The sequence below is a fragment of the Devosia sp. A369 genome (assembly GCF_054489345.1).
Genome location: NZ_JBTMWV010000003.1, coordinates 152215 through 169876, shown reverse-complemented (window position 1 = coordinate 169876; position 17662 = coordinate 152215). Strand labels below are relative to the sequence as shown.

At 63.1% G+C, this 17662-nt stretch carries 16 protein-coding genes; 11 read left to right on the top strand and 5 right to left on the bottom strand.

Features of this window, described 5'->3' with window-relative positions; translation table 11 throughout:
- Positions 1 to 111 precede the first annotated feature (111 nt).
- The 4 genes from ACX3OZ_RS06065 to ACX3OZ_RS06050 are packed head-to-tail and all read left to right on the top strand — an operon-like array spanning position 112 to position 3966.
- Positions 112 to 882, top strand: coding sequence for an ABC transporter ATP-binding protein (locus tag ACX3OZ_RS06065; RefSeq protein ID WP_459104030.1), 771 nt, complete (start codon positions 112 to 114; stop codon positions 880 to 882).
- 50 nt (positions 883 to 932) lie between these two features.
- A complete protein-coding gene (locus ACX3OZ_RS06060) occupies positions 933 to 1637 on the top strand; it encodes an ABC transporter ATP-binding protein (protein ID WP_459093865.1) in 705 nt (234 codons plus the stop codon).
- Between the two features lie 5 nt (positions 1638 to 1642).
- On the top strand, positions 1643 to 2647 hold the full coding sequence (locus ACX3OZ_RS06055; protein WP_459093864.1) for a branched-chain amino acid ABC transporter permease: 1005 nt from the start codon (positions 1643 to 1645) through the stop codon (positions 2645 to 2647).
- Positions 2644 to 3966: a branched-chain amino acid ABC transporter permease gene (locus tag ACX3OZ_RS06050; protein WP_459093863.1), complete on the top strand. Its 1323-nt coding sequence runs from the start codon at positions 2644 to 2646 to the stop codon at positions 3964 to 3966. The genes ACX3OZ_RS06055 and ACX3OZ_RS06050 overlap by 4 nt, the downstream gene beginning before the upstream one ends.
- Before the next feature lie 58 nt (positions 3967 to 4024).
- On the opposite strand, the gene ACX3OZ_RS06045 is transcribed toward ACX3OZ_RS06050, so the two are convergent.
- Positions 4025 to 4615 carry a class I SAM-dependent methyltransferase gene (locus ACX3OZ_RS06045; protein ID WP_459104029.1) on the bottom strand — a complete coding sequence of 197 codons (591 nt, stop codon included), beginning with the start codon at positions 4613 to 4615 and terminating at the stop codon, positions 4025 to 4027.
- A 65-nt stretch (positions 4616 to 4680) separates the two neighbouring features.
- Positions 4681 to 5889, bottom strand: coding sequence for an ABC transporter substrate-binding protein (locus ACX3OZ_RS06040; RefSeq protein ID WP_459093861.1), 1209 nt, complete (start codon positions 5887 to 5889; stop codon positions 4681 to 4683).
- A 226-nt stretch (positions 5890 to 6115) separates the two neighbouring features.
- Here ACX3OZ_RS06040 and ACX3OZ_RS06035 point away from each other — a divergent pair, with 226 nt between their 5' ends.
- From ACX3OZ_RS06035 to pyc, 6 genes are all read left to right on the top strand, one after another.
- Positions 6116 to 7156, top strand: coding sequence for a glycine betaine ABC transporter substrate-binding protein (locus tag ACX3OZ_RS06035; protein WP_459104028.1), 1041 nt, complete (start codon positions 6116 to 6118; stop codon positions 7154 to 7156).
- 258 nt (positions 7157 to 7414) lie between these two features.
- On the top strand, positions 7415 to 8440 hold the full coding sequence (locus ACX3OZ_RS06030) for an ABC transporter substrate-binding protein (RefSeq protein ID WP_459104027.1): 1026 nt from the start codon (positions 7415 to 7417) through the stop codon (positions 8438 to 8440).
- 121 nt (positions 8441 to 8561) lie between these two features.
- Entirely contained in the window at positions 8562 to 9431 is an 870-nt protein-coding gene (locus ACX3OZ_RS06025) for an ABC transporter permease (protein ID WP_459104026.1), read from the top strand.
- Entirely contained in the window at positions 9432 to 10508 is a 1077-nt protein-coding gene (locus ACX3OZ_RS06020; protein WP_459104025.1) for a quaternary amine ABC transporter ATP-binding protein, read from the top strand.
- A gap of 100 nt (positions 10509 to 10608) precedes the next feature.
- On the top strand, positions 10609 to 11025 hold the full coding sequence (locus ACX3OZ_RS06015) for a protein tyrosine phosphatase family protein (protein WP_459104024.1): 417 nt from the start codon (positions 10609 to 10611) through the stop codon (positions 11023 to 11025).
- Between the two features lie 106 nt (positions 11026 to 11131).
- Entirely contained in the window at positions 11132 to 14572 is a 3441-nt protein-coding gene (gene pyc / locus ACX3OZ_RS06010) for a pyruvate carboxylase (protein WP_459104023.1), read from the top strand.
- Positions 14573 to 14621: 49 nt separating this feature from the next.
- Here pyc and ACX3OZ_RS06005 read toward each other — a convergent pair whose 3' ends face one another.
- Positions 14622 to 14924, bottom strand: a complete 303-nt coding sequence (locus tag ACX3OZ_RS06005) for a YkvA family protein (protein WP_459093854.1) — start codon at positions 14922 to 14924, stop codon at positions 14622 to 14624.
- A 145-nt stretch (positions 14925 to 15069) separates the two neighbouring features.
- Between ACX3OZ_RS06005 and ispG the strand changes: the two genes are divergently transcribed.
- Positions 15070 to 16308 carry a flavodoxin-dependent (E)-4-hydroxy-3-methylbut-2-enyl-diphosphate synthase gene (ispG, locus tag ACX3OZ_RS06000; RefSeq protein WP_459093853.1) on the top strand — a complete coding sequence of 413 codons (1239 nt, stop codon included), beginning with the start codon at positions 15070 to 15072 and terminating at the stop codon, positions 16306 to 16308.
- Positions 16309 to 16460: 152 nt separating this feature from the next.
- On the opposite strand, the gene ACX3OZ_RS05995 is transcribed toward ispG, so the two are convergent.
- Together ACX3OZ_RS05995 and ACX3OZ_RS05990 are read right to left on the bottom strand one after the other, a co-directional pair.
- Positions 16461 to 16889: a PACE efflux transporter gene (locus tag ACX3OZ_RS05995; protein WP_459093852.1), complete on the bottom strand. Its 429-nt coding sequence runs from the start codon at positions 16887 to 16889 to the stop codon at positions 16461 to 16463.
- A gap of 145 nt (positions 16890 to 17034) precedes the next feature.
- Positions 17035 to 17637 (bottom strand): glutathione S-transferase family protein, encoded by a 603-nt coding sequence (locus ACX3OZ_RS05990; RefSeq protein ID WP_459093851.1) that lies wholly within the window; start codon positions 17635 to 17637, stop codon positions 17035 to 17037.
- Positions 17638 to 17662: the final 25 nt, after the last annotated feature.

Sequence of the window (17662 nt, the reverse complement as noted above, 5' to 3'; positions counted from 1 at the left end):
AGTCAAGTTGACCCATTGCCCGCCTTATGAACAGATGCCGCAAAATAGCCTGGATGTTCAACCGGGCATGCATCGTATTGGGGAGACGGGACGGCTTTGGTGCCTTCTGACTTGGTTATCGACGTTCGTAACGTCAGCAAACGCTTTGGCGGCTTGACCGCTGTGAACAACTGCTCGCTCTCGGTGCGACGCGGCTCGGTGACCGGGCTGATCGGACCGAATGGTGCGGGCAAGTCCACCCTGTTCAATATTGTCGCCGGCAACATCGAGCCCGATGAGGGCACGGTGATCTTCGACGGCGCCGATGTGACCGGCTTCAAGCCGCATCAATTGTTCCGCACCGGCATGCTGCGCACCTTCCAGATTGCGCATGAATTCTCCAATATGTCGGCCATCGAAAACCTGATGATGGTCCCCGGCGATCAGCCCGGCGAGTCGCTGGGCAATGCCTGGTTCCGGCCCGGTCTGGCGCGCTCGCGCGAGACCGAGGTGCGCAAAAAAGCCTTGGATGTCATCGACTTCCTCAAGCTGGGCCATGTGCGCAACGAGCTGGCCGGCAATCTTTCGGGCGGGCAGAAAAAGCTGCTCGAACTGGGCCGCACCATGATGGTCGACGCCAAGGTGGTGCTGCTCGACGAGGTCGCGGCGGGCGTCAACAAGACGCTGCTCAACGATCTGGCGAGCAATATCGAGCGGATGAACAAGGAGCTGGGCTACACCTTCTTCGTCATCGAGCACGATATGGATCTGATCGCCCGGCTATGCGACCCGGTAATCGTAATGGCGCAGGGCGAAAAGATCGCCGAGGGCTCCATGGCCGAAATCCGCGCCAATCCCGCCATCGTCGAAGCCTATTTCGGCACCCCCGTGGCGGTGGCGTAGATGAGGGTTCTGTTGTTCCAAAGCCGGCTCTGCTTGGGGGAAACCCGCTAATGCCCCTGATTGAATTGAAACATGTCGTCGGCGGCTATGGTGGCGCGCCGATCCTCAATGGTGTCAGCATGGCCATTGAGCAGTCCGATATCGGCGTCATTGTCGGGCCCAACGGCGCCGGCAAGTCGACCACGCTCAAGGCGATTTTCGGCCTGCTCAAGGTCACCGGCGGCACCATCGAATTTCAGGGCGAGAATGTCGTCAATTCGCTGCCCGACGCGCTGGTGCCCAAGGGGCTCAGCTTCGTGCCGCAGGAAAAGAACGTCTTCACCTCGCTGACCGTCGAAGAAAACCTCGAAATGGGCGCCTTTACCCGGCGCGACGATTTCAAGGACACGATGGACTGGGTCTATCAGATGTTCCCGGTGCTGGCGGAAAAGCGCCGCCAGCCGGCGGGCGAATTGTCGGGTGGACAGCGTCAGATGGTGGCCATGGGCCGCGCCCTGATGAGCAAGCCAACCCTGCTGATGCTGGACGAGCCCTCAGCCGGGCTGTCGCCGCGCTATGTCATCGAGATTTTCGAAACCATCGTGCGGGTTAACAAGGAAGGCGTCGGCATTCTCATGGTCGAGCAGAATGCGCGTCAGGCGCTGGCCTTCGCCTCGCGCGGCTTCGTGCTCGCCAATGGCCAGAACCGATTTACCGGCACGGGCGCCGAGCTGATTGCCGATCCCGAAGTCGCCAAAAGTTTCCTCGGGGGCTGAGGGTCATGGACGAACTCATATTCTTTATCAATCGCGTGCTGATTTCGGGCACCGTGCTCGGTTCGATCTATGCGCTGGGTGCCATCGGCATCACGCTGATCTTCGGCATTCTGCGCTTCGCCCATTTCGCCCATGGCGACATGATGACCATGGGGGCCTTCATCGCCTTTGTGCTGGCGGGGCTGTTCACGGCCATGGGCATCGTGACGCCGCTGCCGATGGGCTTCGTGGTGCTGCCGATCGCCATGGTGATCGCCGCCTTCCTGGCATTGGGCATCGACAAGGGCTTTTATGCCCCTTTGCGCAAGCGCGGGGCCCAGCCGGTGACGCTGCTGATCGCCTCGATCGGCGTGACGCTGATGATCCAGGGCCTGATCCGGCTGATTTTCGGTTCGGGCACCCGCAGCTTCTACGAGAATGAACCCAAGGATATCTTCCGCATCGATATGAGCGCCTTTGGCGGGACGCGGCCGATTTCGATCACCGAGCCGCAGGTGCTGATGTTCGTGGTCACTGCCATTCTGGTGATCGCGCTGCATCTGTTCCTGACCCGCTCGCGACTGGGCAAGGCGATGCGCGCCATGGCCGACAATGCCGATCTGGCACAGGTGTCGGGGATCAATACCGCGCTGGTGGTGCGGGTGACCTGGGTGATCGCCGGCGGTCTGGCCTGCGTCGCCGGGGTGATGCTGGCGCTCGACGTGGCGCTGATGCCCGATCTGGCCTTCAATATCGTGCTGCCGATCTTTGCTGCCGCCATCGTTGGCGGGCTGGGCCATGCCTATGGCGCCATCGTCGGCGGCTTCCTCATCGCCTTTGCCGAAACGCTGGCGGTGTTCAACTGGACGGCCGTGCTGCGCCCGCTCAACGGCTTGCTGCCCGAGGGCATGGAACTGCCGGCCAATCTGGCGCTGGTGCCCACCGAGTACAAGCTCACCGTCGCCTTCATCATTCTGGTGGTGACGCTGCTGGTGCGACCGACGGGTATCTTCAAGGGAGCGTCGTCATGAGCGCGACCGAGGCAAAAATCCGCTGGATCGACCGCCCGCTTTATCGCGGCATCGCCTTGTTCATCGCGCTCTTCGTGCTGGTGGCAGCCGCTGGCGTGTCGCAGGGCAGCGCCAGCATGCTGCTGATCCTGGTGCAGGCCACCGGCTTCGCCTTGATCGCGCTGGGTCTGAATATCCAGTGGGGTTATGGCGGGCTGTTCAACTTCGCCATCATGGGCTTCCTGATGGTGGGCGGCGCCGGGGTGGTGTTCATCTCCTATCCGGTCAATGCCAGCTTCTGGGATTCAGACGGGCCGATGATGCTGGGGCGGGCGCTGCTCGCCTTCCTGATCGGCGTGGCGTTGGTCTATGCCGCGCGCCAGACCAAGCGTCTGGGGCTGCGCGGCTTCCTTTATGGCTTCGTCGTCGTGCTGGCCTGGTTCATTGCCTATGTGATCTATCGCAGCCAGATCGATCCCGCCGCCGCCTATATCGAATCCACCGCCGGCTTTATCGGCGGGCTGGGGCTCAATCCGGTGCTGGGCTGGTTGTTCGGTGGCCTGCTGGCGGCGATCATTGCCTTTTTTGTCGGCAAGATCAGCCTTGGCCTGCGCACTGACTATCTCGCCATCGCCACCATCGGCATTTCCGAGATCATCCGGGCGCTGATCAAGAATATGGACTGGCTGACCCGCGGCACCATGTCGGTGTCGCCGATCCCGTGGCCGACGCCGCTGCCCCAGGCGCTGCAGGCCAATGGCGTGGGCATTGCCGACAGCTTCGTGCAGGCCCGGATGGGTTTCCTGGCGCTGGCGGTGGTGGTGCTGATCGTCGTGTTCTACTTCATCCAGCGCGCTTATGGCGGGCCGTGGGGCCGCATGATGCGGGCCATCCGCGACAACCACATTGCCGCCAGTTCGATGGGCAAGGACGTGACCGGTCGGCAGTTGGAGCTGTTCGTGCTGGGCTCGGTGCTGATGGGCATTGGCGGCGCCATGCTGGTGACGTTCAGCCAGATTTTCGATCCCTCGGGCTATCAGCCGATCAACCACACCTTCATGATCTGGGTGATGGTGATCGTTGGCGGCGCCGGCAATAGCTGGGGCGTGTTGCTGGGGGCGCTGCTGATCTATGTGGTCTGGATCCTGTCCGACCCGGTGGCGCAGCTGCTGTTCCTCAACCTGTCGCATCTGACGACCAATCTGGGCTGGGGTGCGATTCCCGAAATCGACTCGCGCGCGCTGCAGATGCGGGTCTTCGTACTCGGTGTGGTGATCTCGGTCGCCCTGCGCTTCGCGCCAAAGGGGCTGATCCCCGAAGTGATCCGCCGCGAGGGCTAAGCGCGGCACAAGCCGGCGAAAAATTTAGAGGGCTCGCAGCGTTCAGCTGTGGGCCTTTTTATGTCCGGGCAGTGACCCAGAGCCATTGGGTGGGCGCGCGGTCATAGCCGTTCCCCGCAACCTCTTCGAGCTGTAGGCTCGACCAGTCGGCGGCGGCGCGAAAATGCGCCAGCAGCGTGTCGCGGTCGGGATAGTTGTAGTAGCGGCCGAAGCGGTCGCGGCCTTCGCCAGTGCCGGCCTTGAAGCTGGCGGTGAACAGGCCGCCGGGGCGCAAGGCGGCATGGATGCGGCGCAGGTCGTCGGTCAGCTCGGCCGCCGGGGCGTGCAGCAGGCAGGCACAGGCCCAGACCGCGTCATAGGTCGCCGGCGCATCAAGTTCGTCAAAACGCAGCATGCGCACCATGCGGCCAAGTCGCGTGCTGGCCTCGGCCGCCAGCTCGGGCGAAGCGTCGGTGGCGTCGACATCAAAGCCGCGCTCCAGCATGACGGCGGCGTCGCGCCCCCTGCCGGTGCCGAGCTCGAGAATGCGGGCGCCGGGGGTGAGGGCGTCGAGAAAGGCCACCAGGCGTGGGGTGGGCCGGTCGCCACCGTCACGCACATAGTCGGCGGCGTTGTTGGCGTAAAACGCCAGTGTCTCGTCATTTGCCATGAGCGGCTCCCATGAAAAAGGCCCGGGATCGCTCCCGGGCCTTCAGTCGGTTCAGGCGATCAAGACTACTCGATCAGGCCCTTGTTGACGGACTTGCCGCCTTCGATGACGAAGTAGTTGATGGCGCCGGCCACGTCACCGACAGCGTCGAACTCGATGGTGCCCGAAGCGCCTTCGTAGTTGATGTCGGTGCCAGCTGCGATCAGCTCCTTGGCCTTGGTCCACTCGCCCGGCAGGATGGTTTCGCCAGGAGCATTGGAGACTTCACGCAGGGCGGCGGAGATGCCGTCACGATCGGCCGAGCCGCTCTTTTCGATGGCCAGGGCCAGCAGGAACACGGCGTCGTAGGAGTTGGTCACATAGGTGCCGTTGACGTCCTGGCCAGCCGCCTTAGTGAGGGCGTCCAGCGCGTCGAAGGACGGGCCAGCAGCCGCAGCAGCCTGGGTCAGGATCATGCCTTCAAGCGCAGCCGCATCGCGGCCGGCAAGCAGGGCTTCACCGGCCATGCCGTCGCCACCAACGAACTGGGTGAACGAGCCGGCTTCGATGGCCTGGTTCAGGATGGCGCCGCCACCGGCGTTTTCGTAGCCATAGATCACCAGCGTGGATGCGCCGGCAGCTTCGACCTGCCCGATTTCGGGGCGGTAGTCGGCCTTGCCGTCTTCATGGGCCACATTGGCCAGCACCTTGCCGCCACCAGCGACGAAGGCGTCGACAAAGGCACCGGCGAGGCCCGAACCATAGTCGTTATTGACATAGGTCACGCCGACTTCCTTGGTGCCCTGAGCGAGCAGCAGTTCAGCGGCCTTGACGCCCTGGATGGAGTCCGGAACCACGTCGCGGAACACCAGGTCGTTGTCGTCCAGCTCGGCAACGGCCGGAGCGGTCGAGGCTGGCGAGATCATCACGACATTACCCGGAATGGCCGAGCCATTGGCGCCGGCAATGGTGGCGCCGGAGCAGTAGCCGCCAAAGATCGCCACGACCTGCTCGGTATTGACCAGACGGTCAGCAGCCGGACCAGCGGCGCCGCCGTCGCAGGCGCTGTCAGCCAGCACCGAAGTCAGCTTCTGGCCGTCGAACATGCCGCCCTGATCGTTGACATTGGTGATGGCCAGATTGGCGGCATCAACCATGCCAGGCGCGAAGCCGGCGATGGGGCCGGTAATGTCGGCCAGGAAGCCGAGCTTGACCTCCTGCGCCATGGCAGGGGCAGCAATGGCGAGCGCCGAAGCGGCAACAGCCATTACCAGTGTATTCTTGAGATTGATCATGTTCGTCCCTCTGCTGGGCCGGTCCGGGGGCGGCTCTTGCCTGAGCCAGTCTTTTCCACGCGGAACGACGCGATAAAGGGGGCGCAACCCACGCCCCACTGGGGGGACTGTTGCACATTTGATTGGGCGGAGTCACCGGGTATTGATTGGCAAATCAGCCCGCTGTGGCTGTTGCTTAACGGGGCCGCATTTTGCATAGATTTGGCCTGAGGTGGGAGTGGCAGCCATGATGGCGAAGCGATGGCGCGCGGCACTGCTGGGACTGCTCGCGCTGGCCGCGACGCCGGCCCTGGCGCAGCTCACCGTGCTCGATCAGGCCCAGGATGCGGCCCAGCCCGCCGCTGCGCCGGCGGAGCCGGTTGCGCCGCCGCCGCCCTGTGGTGTCCAGCCACTCTCCATTGCCCGAATGAGCTGGCCATCGGCGGAATTGCTGGCCGAAATCCATGCCCGGGTTCTGGCCCGCGAATTTGGCTGCGAGGTGCGGGTCACGCCCGGCGATCTGGCGGCCACGGGGTCGTCGATGGGGTCGACCGGCCAGCCGGCCGTGGCGCCGGAAATGTGGGTGACGCGTATCGCCGACGTGTGGAATGCCGGCATCGCCGCGCAAATGCTGCGGCCTGCCTCTTCCACCTATGTGGAGACCCAGTTCGAGGGCTGGTTCATGCCGGATTATGTCGCGGCGGGGCATCCGGAACTGACCGGCGTCGCCGGGCTGGCGGCCGCCATGCCGACGCTCAATAATGGGGTCAAGGTGCGCTTCGTCTCCTGCCCGGCCGATTGGGCCTGCGCGCTGATCAACCGCAATCTGCTCGCGGCGCTGGGGCTGACCGGCATGGTGGAACTGGTCGAGCCGGGCAATCGCTTCGAGATGGATATGCTGATCGCCGAAGCGGTGAGCCGACGCGAGCCGATCCTGTTTTATTACTGGCAGCCCAATGCGGTGCTGGCGCAGTTCAATTTCGTGCCGCTCGATATGGGCGCCTATGACGAAGAGGCGGCCAAGTGCCTGGCGCGGCTCGGCTGCCCCACGCCAGTGCCCAGCGCCTTCCCCAGCGAAACCGTGGTCGTGGCCCTTGCTGAATGGGTGTTTACCGACATTCCGACCATCGCCGCCTATTTCCAGCGCACCAGCCTGCCGCTCGCCGAGATGAATGCTTTGCTGGCCCAGCTGAACGAGCCCGGGGCCACGGTGGAGGGCATTGCCGACCGCTTTGTGGCCGAGCGAGAAGATCTCTGGCGCCGCTGGGCCGGCCCGGCCGCGCCGTAACCGCTGCAAACTGGGCGATTTTGCGGCGATCAGATGGCCGCTAATTATTTTTCACTTGCGGCGTGATGTCGTGACCACTTGCGGGCACTTGCGTGAGCAAGTTTTTCTCTTGTGGCAGTCTTATTGAAATCTATTTCAGAATAGACGCCAAGTCTAAATTGCCAATTTTAACAGTTATCTGTCAAGTATTGGGCGATTTGACAGGACTGTATTGTGCTGTATGGTTTGAACATCCCAAAAATCCCAGGAGACGACCTGATGATATTGAAATCCGGTGGCATTGCCGCCGCGATGACCGTTGCGCTGTTGTCCGCTGCAACCGTACCCGCCATCGCCCAGGACTCCACCGCCGCCTGCGGTACTGATCGCACCATCGACATTGCCGAGATGACCTGGCCGTCAGCGGCCGCTCTGGCTCATATTCACGCCACCATTCTCGAAGCCGGCTTTGGCTGCGATGTCGAGATCGTCACTGGCGACACTGTTCCCACCTCATCGTCCATGCTGACGCGTGGCTCGCCGGCCGTAGCGCCCGAGCTGTGGACCAGCGCCATTGAAGAGCCCTGGGCCGAAGGCGTTGCCGAGGGCAGTGTGGTGTCGCTGGGCGAGGCCATCACCGATGGCACGGTCGAAGGCTGGTTCATCCCGCGCTACACCCAGGAGGCCCATCCCGAACTGGTGTCGGCCACCGACGTGATCGCGCGCCCCGATCTGTTCCCCGATCCCGAAGATTCCAGCCAGGGGCGGCTGTATTCCTGCCCGCCGGGCTGGGCCTGCGAGCTGTCCACCTCGGCGCTGTTCGAGGCCTATGACATGGATGCGACGTGGAACCTGTTCTCGCCCGGTTCGGGCGGCACGCTGGATGCTTCCATCGCCCGCGCCTTCGTACGCGAAGAAGCTATCGTGTTCTACTATTGGGGTCCGACAGCAATCCTGGGCAAGTATGACGCGGTGCAGCTGGAAATGGGCGAGCCCGATGAGGCCGTCTATATCTGCAACACCGATCCCGATTGCGACGAACCCGCCGGCGTGACCGCCTATCCGTCCTCGCCCGCCGTGGTTGGCGCTGCCGCCTGGCTGACCGAGGAAGCCCCGGAAGTGGCCGAGTATTTCACCAAGGTCGGCCTGACCAATGCCGAAATCAGCGAGCTGCTGGTCTATGGCGACGAGAACCAGGCCGATGCCGCCGCGACCGCCGAAAACTTCCTGCGTACCAAGGAAGAGCTGTGGAGCGGCTGGGTGTCGCCCGAAGTGGCCGAAAAGGTCAAAGCCAGCCTGAGCTGATTGTTCGTTCCCATGATGACGCGGCCGGGTTGCGACCCGGCCGCTTTCCGTATGATGCCCGAAGGCGCGATCTATCGCTTTTCGGCATCATGCGCACCGAACTCCCGAAAAGAGAGCCCGCGTGTTTCCCGATATTATTGATTCCCGGCCGCTGCGACGCGCCATTGACGATGCCCTCAACTGGGTCGTCCGCAATTGGGGCGATGGCTTTGAGGCCGCCGCCTATCCGCTGCTGATGCTGCTCAAATCCATTGAGAGCCTGCTGATCGCCACCCCGTGGTGGCTGATCATGGCCATTCTGGGCGGCATTGCCTGGCTGGCCACACGGAACTGGAAGCTGCCGGCGGTGGTGCTGACCTCGCTGCTGTTTCTGGGCGTGATGGATTTGTGGCAGGACGCCATGACCACCATGGCCTTGATGATCGCCGCGACCATCACCGCCATTCTGGTCTCCATTCCGGTCGGCGTGTGGATGAGCCGGTCCTCGCGGACCCGGCAGATCATCACCCCGGTGCTGGATCTGATGCAGACCATGCCCAGCTTCGTCTATCTCATTCCCACGGTGATGATCTTCGGCCCCGGCAAGATTCCGGCGCTGATCGCCACCATCGTTTATGCGGCGCCGCCCTTGGTGCGGCTGACCGATCTGGGCCTGCGCTCGGTTGATCCGGCGGTAATGGAGGCCAGCCGGGCCTTCGGCACCAGTCCGCGCCAGCGCCTGTTCGGCGTGCAGATTCCCTTGGCGCTGCCGACCATTCTGGCTGGCGTCAACCAGACCACGATGATGGCCTTGGCCATGGTGGTGATCGCCTCGATGATCGGGGCCGGCGGGCTGGGCTATCAGGTGTTGCAGGGCATCGGCCGGCTTGAAGTCAGCCGCGGGCTGTTTGCCGGGCTCGGCATTGTCGCGCTCGCCATCATTTTCGACCGCATCACCCAATCATTCGGCAAACAATTGCAGGGCCGTATCGGCCTGTCGGAGGCGCGCTAGATGAACGTCATGACCTCGCCCGCCCAGTTGGGCGATAAAGCCACCGACCTCGCCATCGCCATGCGTGGGGTGACCAAGATTTTCGGCAGGGACCCGCAAGGCGCGCTGGCGCTGCTGCGCTCCGGCAAATCCAAGGCCGAAGTACAGGCCGAGACCGACCATGTGGTGGGGCTCGACGATGTGTCGCTCGATATCGCCCGTGGCCAGATTTTCGTGGTCATGGGCCTGTCGGGCTCGGGCAAGTCGACGCTGATCCGCCACGTCAATCGCCTGATCGAGCCCACCTCCGGCGAGATCGTGGTCAATGGCACCGACGTGCTGCAGATGGACCACGACGCGCTGCGCTCCTATCGGCGCACCCAGGTGGCCATGGTGTTCCAGAAGTTTGGCCTGCTGCCGCATCGTTCGGTGATCGACAATGTCGCCTATGGGCTGGAAGTGCGCGGCGTCAGCAAGGCCGAGCGGCTCAAGGCGGCGGCCAAGTGGATCGAGATCGTCGGGCTGTCCGGCTATGAGCAAAGCCAGCCGCGCCAGCTCTCGGGTGGCCAGCAGCAGCGCGTCGGTCTGGCGCGGGCGCTGGCGCTGGATACCGACATCATCCTGATGGATGAGGCCTTTTCGGCGCTCGACCCGCTGATCCGCTCCGGCATGCAGGATCAATTGATCGAGCTGCAGAAATCACTGGGCAAGACCATTCTGTTCATCACCCATGATTTCGATGAGGCGCTCAAGATCGGCGACCGCATCGCGGTGCTCAAGGATGGGGCGCTGCAGCAGGAAGGCAAGCCGGAAGATATCGTGCTGCGGCCGGCCAATGCGCATATCGAGGACTTTGTGCGCGAGGTGAACAAGGCCCGCGCCATCCATGTGCGCTCGATCATGGAGCGGGGCGAGCACGAGCCCTGCGCCCAGGCGGTGTCCAAAAATGCCCGCTGTGAGGATGTGCTGCCGCTGTTTGATGAACACCAATGGGTGGGCGTGCTGGATGATGAAGGCCGCCAGATCGGGCGCATTACCGCTCGGCAGGTCATCAAGGCTCTGGCGCGGTATACGCCGGGCGTCGGCGAAGACCCGTGACAGCTTCATGACAGCTATCCTTCCGTCGTAGTTGCGTCCGGCGCAATGGCGCAGATATAAGGGCGCCGTGAAGCCGAGTGTGGCAGCGGGAGTAGCGACTTTGGATTTGAAACGGATCAACGATCACGTCACCGTCTCGGGGCAGATTCAGCCTGAGGATGTCGCCGCGCTCAAAGCCGCCGGTTTCGTGGCCATCGTCAACAACCGCCCCGATGGCGAATCGCCCGACCAGCCGGACGGCGCCGTCATCGAGGCTGCCGCCAAGGCGGCGGGCCTAGCCTATTATGCTATCCCGCTGGGCCGTGAAGGGGTTTCCCCCGCCATGGTCGAGCAGACCAAATCAGTGCTCGAGGGGAGCGCTGGTCCGGTCTTCTGTTTCTGCCGTTCGGGGACGCGTTCCACCACCTTGTGGGCGCTGAGCCAGGCCGGAGACGTAGCGGCGGATGAGATCATTTCGCAGGCGGCCGAAGCCGGCTACGACATGAGCCACCTCGCCGGTCATCTCGGCCGCAACTAGACTTAATCTGTTTCGGCGGTTGAACGGGCAACCGTCACGACCGCCGTTGACGACCTGAGCCGGACCCTTACGGGTCCCTAACCCCTCCAGCTCGGAACGGTTATCCATGCCTATCAAGAAAATCCTCGTCGCCAATCGCAGCGAAATTGCCATCCGCGTGTTCCGCGCCGCCAATGAGCTGGGGCTCAAAACGGTGGCCGTGTTTGCCGAAGAGGACAAGCTGGCGCTGCACCGCTTCAAGGCGGATGAGGCCTATCTGATCGGCAAGGGGCTTGGCCCGGTCGAAGCCTATCTGCAGATCGAGGAATATATCCGTATCGCGCGGCTGTCCGGTGCCGATGCCATCCATCCCGGCTATGGCCTGCTGGCAGAAAGCCCGGAATTTGTTGATGCCTGCGAGGAAGCCGGTATCATTTTTATCGGCCCACGCGCCCAGACCATGCGCGACCTCGGCAACAAGGTTGCCGCGCGCAACATGGCCATCGCGTCCAACGTGCCGGTGGTGCCGGCGACCGGCGCGCTGCCGGATGATCCGGCGATGATCAAAAAGCTGGCTGCCGAGATCGGCTATCCGCTGATGCTCAAGGCGAGCTGGGGCGGCGGCGGGCGCGGCATGCGCCGCATCATGGATGAGGCGTCGCTGCTGTCGGAAGTCTCCGAAGGCAAGCGCGAGGCCAAGGCGGCGTTCGGCAAGGACGAGATGTATCTCGAAAAGCTGGTCGAGCGGGCGCGGCATGTGGAAGTGCAGCTGATCGGCGACGCCCATGGCAATCTGGTGCATCTCTATGAGCGCGACTGCTCGGTGCAGCGTCGCAACCAGAAGGTGGTGGAGCGCGCTCCGGCGCCGTATCTGTCGGATGCAGTGCGCAAGGAACTGACCGATGCCGCCGTGCGGCTGGGCAATGCCGCCAATTATCGCGGCGCCGGCACTGTTGAATTCCTGATGGATGCCGACACTGACAAATTCTATTTCATCGAGGTCAATCCGCGCATCCAGGTCGAGCATACCGTCACGGAGGAAGTGACCGGCATCGACATCGTCAAGGCGCAGATCCATCTGCTCGATGGCGCGGTGATCGGCACCCCCGAATCCGGCGTGCCGCTGCAGCAGGATATCCGGCTCAACGGCAATGCCATTCAGTGCCGGGTGACCACCGAAGACCCCGAGCAGAATTTCATTCCCGATTATGGCCGCATCACCGCCTATCGCGGCGCTACCGGCTTTGGCGTGCGGCTTGATGGCGGCACTGCCTATTCCGGGGCCATCATCACCCGGTTCTATGATCCGCTGCTGGAAAAGGTCACCTGCTGGGCCCCGACCGCCGAAGAAGCGATTGCCCGCATGCATCGCGCCTTGCGCGAGTTCCGCATCCGTGGCGTCTCGACCAATCTGGCCTTCCTCGAAAACATCATCACCCACCCCGATTTCGTCGAGAACCGCTATACCACGCGCTTCATCGATACGACGCCGGAGCTGTTCAACTTCACCCCGCGCAAGGATCGCGCGACCAAGCTGTTGAGCTACATCGCGGACGTGACGGTCAACGGCCATCCCGAAGTGCGCGACCGGCCTCGGCCGCCCGCAGCTGCCGCGGCGCCGGTGGTGCCCGAATTTCCGCCGCTGGCGGCCATCGAAGGCAGCCGGCAGATTCTGGATCGTGACGGGCCGAAGGGGCTCGCCGACTGGATGAAAAGCCAGAAGCGGGTGTTGTTCACCGACACCACCATGCGCGATGCCCATCAGAGCCTGCTGGCGACGCGCATGCGCAGCTTCGACATCACCCGCATTGCCGAAGCCTATTCGCGCGGTCTGCCGAACCTGTTCAGCCTCGAATGCTGGGGCGGGGCGACGTTTGACGTGGCGATGCGCTTCCTCAATGAAGACCCATGGGAGCGGCTGGCCAAGGTGCGCGAAGGCGCGCCCAATATTCTCACGCAGATGCTGCTGCGCGGCAGCAATGGCGTCGGCTACACCAACTATGCAGATAATGTCGTCAAGTTCTTCGTCGCCCAGGCGGCCAAGGGTGGCGTCGATATCTTCCGCGTTTTCGATTGCCTGAACTGGGTCGAGAATATGCGGGTCTCGCTTGATGCGGTGCTCGATGCCGGCAAGGTGGCAGAAGGCGTCATCTGCTACACCGGCGATGTGCTCGATCCCGACCGCGCCAAATATGATCTCAAATATTATGTCGGGCTGGCCAAGGAGCTGGAACAGGCCGGCGCGCATATTCTGGGTCTCAAGGATATGGCCGGGCTGCTGAAGCCCGCAGCAGCGCGCAAGCTGATCGAAACTTTGCGCAACGAAACCGACCTGCCGATCCACCTGCATACCCACGACACCTCGGGGGCGGCCTCCGCTACCGTGCTGGCGGCAGTCGATGCCGGCGTCCATGCGGTCGATGCGGCGATGGATGCGCTGAGCGGTACCACCAGCCAGCCGACCCTTGGCTCCATCGTGGCGGCGCTGCGGGACGGCGAGCGCGATCCCGGACTCGACGCCAAGGCGATCCGCCAGATTTCCTTCTATTGGGAAGCGGTGCGCACGCAGTATCGCGCCTTTGAGAGCGATCTCAAGGGCGGCGCTTCGGAAGTCTATCTGCACGAAATGCCGGGTGGCCAGTTCACCAATCTCAAGGAACAGGCGCGTTCGCTGGGTCTGGAAACCCGCTGGCACGAAGTCGCCCAGACCTATGCCGACGTCAACCAGATGTTCGGCGATATCGTCAAGGTGACGCCGAGCTCCAAGGTGGTCGGCGACATGGCACTGGCCATGGTTTCGGCCGGACTGACTCGCGCCGATGTGGAAGACCCCAAGCGCGATATCGCCTTTCCGGATTCCGTGGTCGGCTTCTTCGCTGGCGATCTGGGCCAGCCGCCGGGCGGCTTCCCCGAGGCGCTGCAAAAGAAGGTGCTCAAGGGCAAGGCCCCGCTGACTGAACGGCCGGGCTCCTATCTCAAGGATGTCGACCTCGAAGCCGAGCGCAAGAAGATCGAGGACGAAGTCGGCCATCCGATCGATGATTTCCGCCTCGCCTCTTACCTGATGTACCCCAAAGTTTTTTCCGATTTTGAAAAGACTCAGGATCGCTACGGCCCCACCGAGGTGCTGCCGACGCCGGTGTATTTCTATGGCCTCGTGGAAGGCCAGGAACTGCTGGTCGATCTGGAAAAGGGCAAAACGCTGGTGCTGCAATATCTCAGCCGCGCCGAAACCAACGACAAGGGCGAAGTGCGGGTGTTCTTCGACCTCAATGGTCAGCCGCGCACCATCACCGTGCCCGACCGGCTGACCGCCGGCGCCGTCAAAGTGCGGGCCAAGGCCGCCTTGGGCGATCCCAAGCAGGTTGGCGCGCCGATGCCGGGCGTGATCTCGGCGCTCAACGTCAAACAGGGTCAGACAGTCAGTGCCGGCGATGTGCTGTGTTCGATTGAAGCGATGAAGATGGAAACCGCCATCCACGCCGAAGCCGATGGGGTGATCGCCGAATTGCTGATCAAGCCCGGCGACCAGATTGACGCCAAGGACCTGCTGGTCCGCTTCGAATAGAAAAAAGGCCCGGAGTGATCCGGGCCTTTTTTATTGGGGGAGTGTTCGCCTAGACCCGGCGCGCCTGACCATCAATGGTCTGGCCGTTGCGCTCGCGCGGGTCGGCACGCACCGGCACCGGCAGGCGGCTGACGATCCAGCTCACCATCAACGGGATCAGGATCAGATCATCGACCCAGCCAATGAAGGGCAGGACATCGGGAATGATGTCGAACGGATTGATCAGGTAGAACGCGGCAAACAGCGTCGCGGCCTTGAGGTAAAGCGGGGTTTCACGCGCCAGTAACGCCTTCCAAAGCAGAAGGGCTTCTTTGCGGAAAAGGACGATGCGGGGGAGGAGGGTGCTGAACATGATTGATAAATGGGATGGGTCCGCCGGGGATCAAGAGCGGGCCGATCACATTTTTGGGTCCGCCTGCGTCGGTTGGCATCACCTAGAAACATTGCGTCGGCGGGCCGCCCGGCCTATTTCTGCTGCAGAACTTTAGAGGTGTCTTATGGCTGGCCCGGCAATGCGCAGGCAATCGGTGGGTGTGGATGTTGGCGGCGTGATGGTCGGCGGCGGCGCGCCCGTGGTCGTGCAGTCGATGACCAATACCGATACTGCCGATATCGATGCGACGGTCAAACAGGTGATGCAGCTGGCGCGCGCCGGTTCGGAGATCGTCCGCATCACCGTCGACCGCGATGAGAGCGCCGCTGCGGTGCCGATCATCCGCGATCGGCTGGCCGTCATGGGCTATGACGTGCCGCTGGTCGGCGATTTTCACTATATCGGCCACAAGCTGCTGACCGACCACCCGGCCTGCGCCGAGGCGCTGGCCAAATACCGCATCAATCCGGGCAATGTCGGCTTCAAGGCCAAGCGCGACACGCAGTTTTCGACGCTGATCGAGATTGCCAACCGGTACAACAAGCCGGTGCGTATCGGGGTGAACTGGGGCTCGCTCGATGAAGAGCTGCTCACCAAGCTGATGGACGAAAACGCGGTGTCGCAGACGCCGATTTCGGCCTCAGCCGTGCAGCGCGAAGCAATTATCCAGTCAGCGCTGTTGAGCGCGCAGCGCGCCGAAGAGCTGGGCATGGGCCGCGACAAGATCATCCTCTCGACCAAGGTATCCGACGTCCAGCATCTGATCGCGGTGTATCAGGATCTCGCTTCGCGCTGCGATTATGCGCTGCATCTGGGGCTGACCGAGGCTGGCATGGGGTCCAAGGGCATTGTCGCCTCGTCGGCGGCACTGGGCATTTTGCTGCAGCAGGGCGTCGGCGACACCATCCGCATTTCGCTGACCCCCGAACCGGGCGGCGATCGCACCACCGAGGTCAAGGTGGCGCAGGAGCTGCTGCAGACCATGGGCTTCCGGCAGTTCGTGCCGGTGGTGGCGGCGTGCCCCGGCTGTGGCCGTACCACCTCCACCACCTTCCAGTCGCTGGCCAAGGAGATTCAGGATCATCTCTCGAGCTCGATGCCGGTGTGGAAAGAGCGCTATCCGGGGGTGGAAGGTCTGTCGGTGGCGGTGATGGGTTGCATCGTCAATGGCCCGGGCGAGAGCAAGCATGCCAATATCGGCATCTCGCTGCCCGGCACTGGCGAAACCCCGGCGGCGCCGGTGTTTGTCGATGGCCAGAAGGTGGCGACGCTGCGCGGGGCCGATGTGGCCGATCAGTTCAAAGTGATGGTGGCCGATTATATCGAGCGCAAATTCGGCGCTGGCCGGGAGGCAGCGGAATGAGTGATTTCTTCCGCCAGCTCTTCGCGCCCTTCGCTTCGGTGCCCCGCCGCTGGCTCTGGCTGGGCGCCATGCTGCTTATGCTGTTGGTACTCGGGCTGACCGGAAATCTGGCTTAGAAATGCAAAAGGGGCGCTAGCGCCCCTTTTTTATGATCAGGCCTGGGTCTGCCATTCGGCCAGCGGGAACACCCGGTCATAGGCCCAATTGAACACGAAGGCGTAGGCCATGTAGAACGCGGCCAGCGCGATATCCATCAGCAGCGCATCCCACAGCGAGATCTGCAAATACCAGGCGATGGCCGGCAGCATGAAGATCAGCAGGCCGAGCTCGAACAGCATGGCATGACCGACGCGGATGGGGACGGTTTTGGCGGTATTGCCGCGCCAGCGCACCATCAGATGGTCGAAGCCGAGATTGAAGACATAGTTCCACAGCATGGCGATGGTGGCGCCGAACACCACCACCACGGCGGAATCGCCGCCGGGCAGGTGGAAGGCTAGCGCGGCAAGTGGTGTGGCCAGCGCAATGCCGATGACTTCGAAGCTGACAGCGTGGCGGATACGGTCGGCGGTGGTCCGCATTGAAACATTCCCTTGAGTGTCGGGTCGTCCCGAATGCAGGTCCCAAAATAGGGGGAGGCCGTCCTCGCAGTGGCGATATAGGGCCTTCCGCGCGCCGGGGCAAGGCAAAGGGGCGCAAAGCCCCTATGCCTTGCGGGCAGGTAGCCTAGATCAGGCCTTCGGCCTTGAGCGCGGCCTGAGTGGCCGGGCGGGCGCCAACGGCAGCCATCAGCGCTGCGATCTTGGGGAAGGCGGTGGCCAGATCGATGGTGCTGCGGCTCCAGTTGATGACGGTGAAGGCGTAGGCGTCGGCCTGGGTATAGTCACCCAGCAGATAGGGGCCGGCTTCGGGCAGCATCGCCTCGAACTGCTTCAGCCGGCGGGTGATTTCGGCCAGCACAATGGCGCGCTCTTCGTCGCTCATATTGGGCTTGAACAACCCGCCGGATGCCTTGTGCAAATCGCCGATAAAGCCCAGCGCTTCCTGCAGGCGGGCGCGCTCCAGCGTGCCGGCGGCGGGCTTGAAGGCGGCAATGTCCGAGCTGTCGCCCAGATATTGCAGGATCGCCGGACCCTGGGTCAGCACCTGACCTTCAGCGACCTGGAGGGCCGGTACGGCGCCGCGCGGATTGATGGCAAAATAGTCGGCGTCGGACGCGGTCTTTTTCGTCCGCAGATCGACAGCCTCGATGGCAAAGGGCCGGCCCAGCTCGTTGAGTACAATGTGGGAGGCCAGCGAACACGCGCCGGGGGCATAAAACAGTTTCATCAGGAACCTAACTCGTCATCCATCC

Excerpts from the sequence above, each read along its gene's own strand:
- ACX3OZ_RS06055 (WP_459093864.1), top strand. The coding sequence starts at position 1,643 with ATGGACGAACTCATATTCTTTATCAATCGCGTGCTGATTTCGGGCACC.
- ACX3OZ_RS06030 (WP_459104027.1), top strand. The coding sequence starts at position 7,415 with ATGATATTGAAATCCGGTGGCATTGCCGCCGCGATGACCGTTGCGCTG.
- ACX3OZ_RS05995 (WP_459093852.1), bottom strand. The coding sequence starts at position 16,889 with ATGCGGACCACCGCCGACCGTATCCGCCACGCTGTCAGCTTCGAAGTC.
- ACX3OZ_RS06035 (WP_459104028.1), top strand. The coding sequence starts at position 6,116 with ATGATGGCGAAGCGATGGCGCGCGGCACTGCTGGGACTGCTCGCGCTG.
- ACX3OZ_RS06040 (WP_459093861.1), bottom strand. The coding sequence starts at position 5,889 with ATGATCAATCTCAAGAATACACTGGTAATGGCTGTTGCCGCTTCGGCG.
- ACX3OZ_RS06060 (WP_459093865.1), top strand. The coding sequence starts at position 933 with ATGCCCCTGATTGAATTGAAACATGTCGTCGGCGGCTATGGTGGCGCG.
- ACX3OZ_RS06045 (WP_459104029.1), bottom strand. The coding sequence starts at position 4,615 with ATGGCAAATGACGAGACACTGGCGTTTTACGCCAACAACGCCGCCGAC.
- ACX3OZ_RS06005 (WP_459093854.1), bottom strand. The coding sequence starts at position 14,924 with ATGTTCAGCACCCTCCTCCCCCGCATCGTCCTTTTCCGCAAAGAAGCC.
- pyc (WP_459104023.1), top strand. The coding sequence starts at position 11,132 with ATGCCTATCAAGAAAATCCTCGTCGCCAATCGCAGCGAAATTGCCATC.
- ACX3OZ_RS05990 (WP_459093851.1), bottom strand. The coding sequence starts at position 17,637 with ATGAAACTGTTTTATGCCCCCGGCGCGTGTTCGCTGGCCTCCCACATT.
- ispG (WP_459093853.1), top strand. The coding sequence starts at position 15,070 with ATGGCTGGCCCGGCAATGCGCAGGCAATCGGTGGGTGTGGATGTTGGC.
- ACX3OZ_RS06020 (WP_459104025.1), top strand. The coding sequence starts at position 9,432 with ATGAACGTCATGACCTCGCCCGCCCAGTTGGGCGATAAAGCCACCGAC.
- ACX3OZ_RS06050 (WP_459093863.1), top strand. The coding sequence starts at position 2,644 with ATGAGCGCGACCGAGGCAAAAATCCGCTGGATCGACCGCCCGCTTTAT.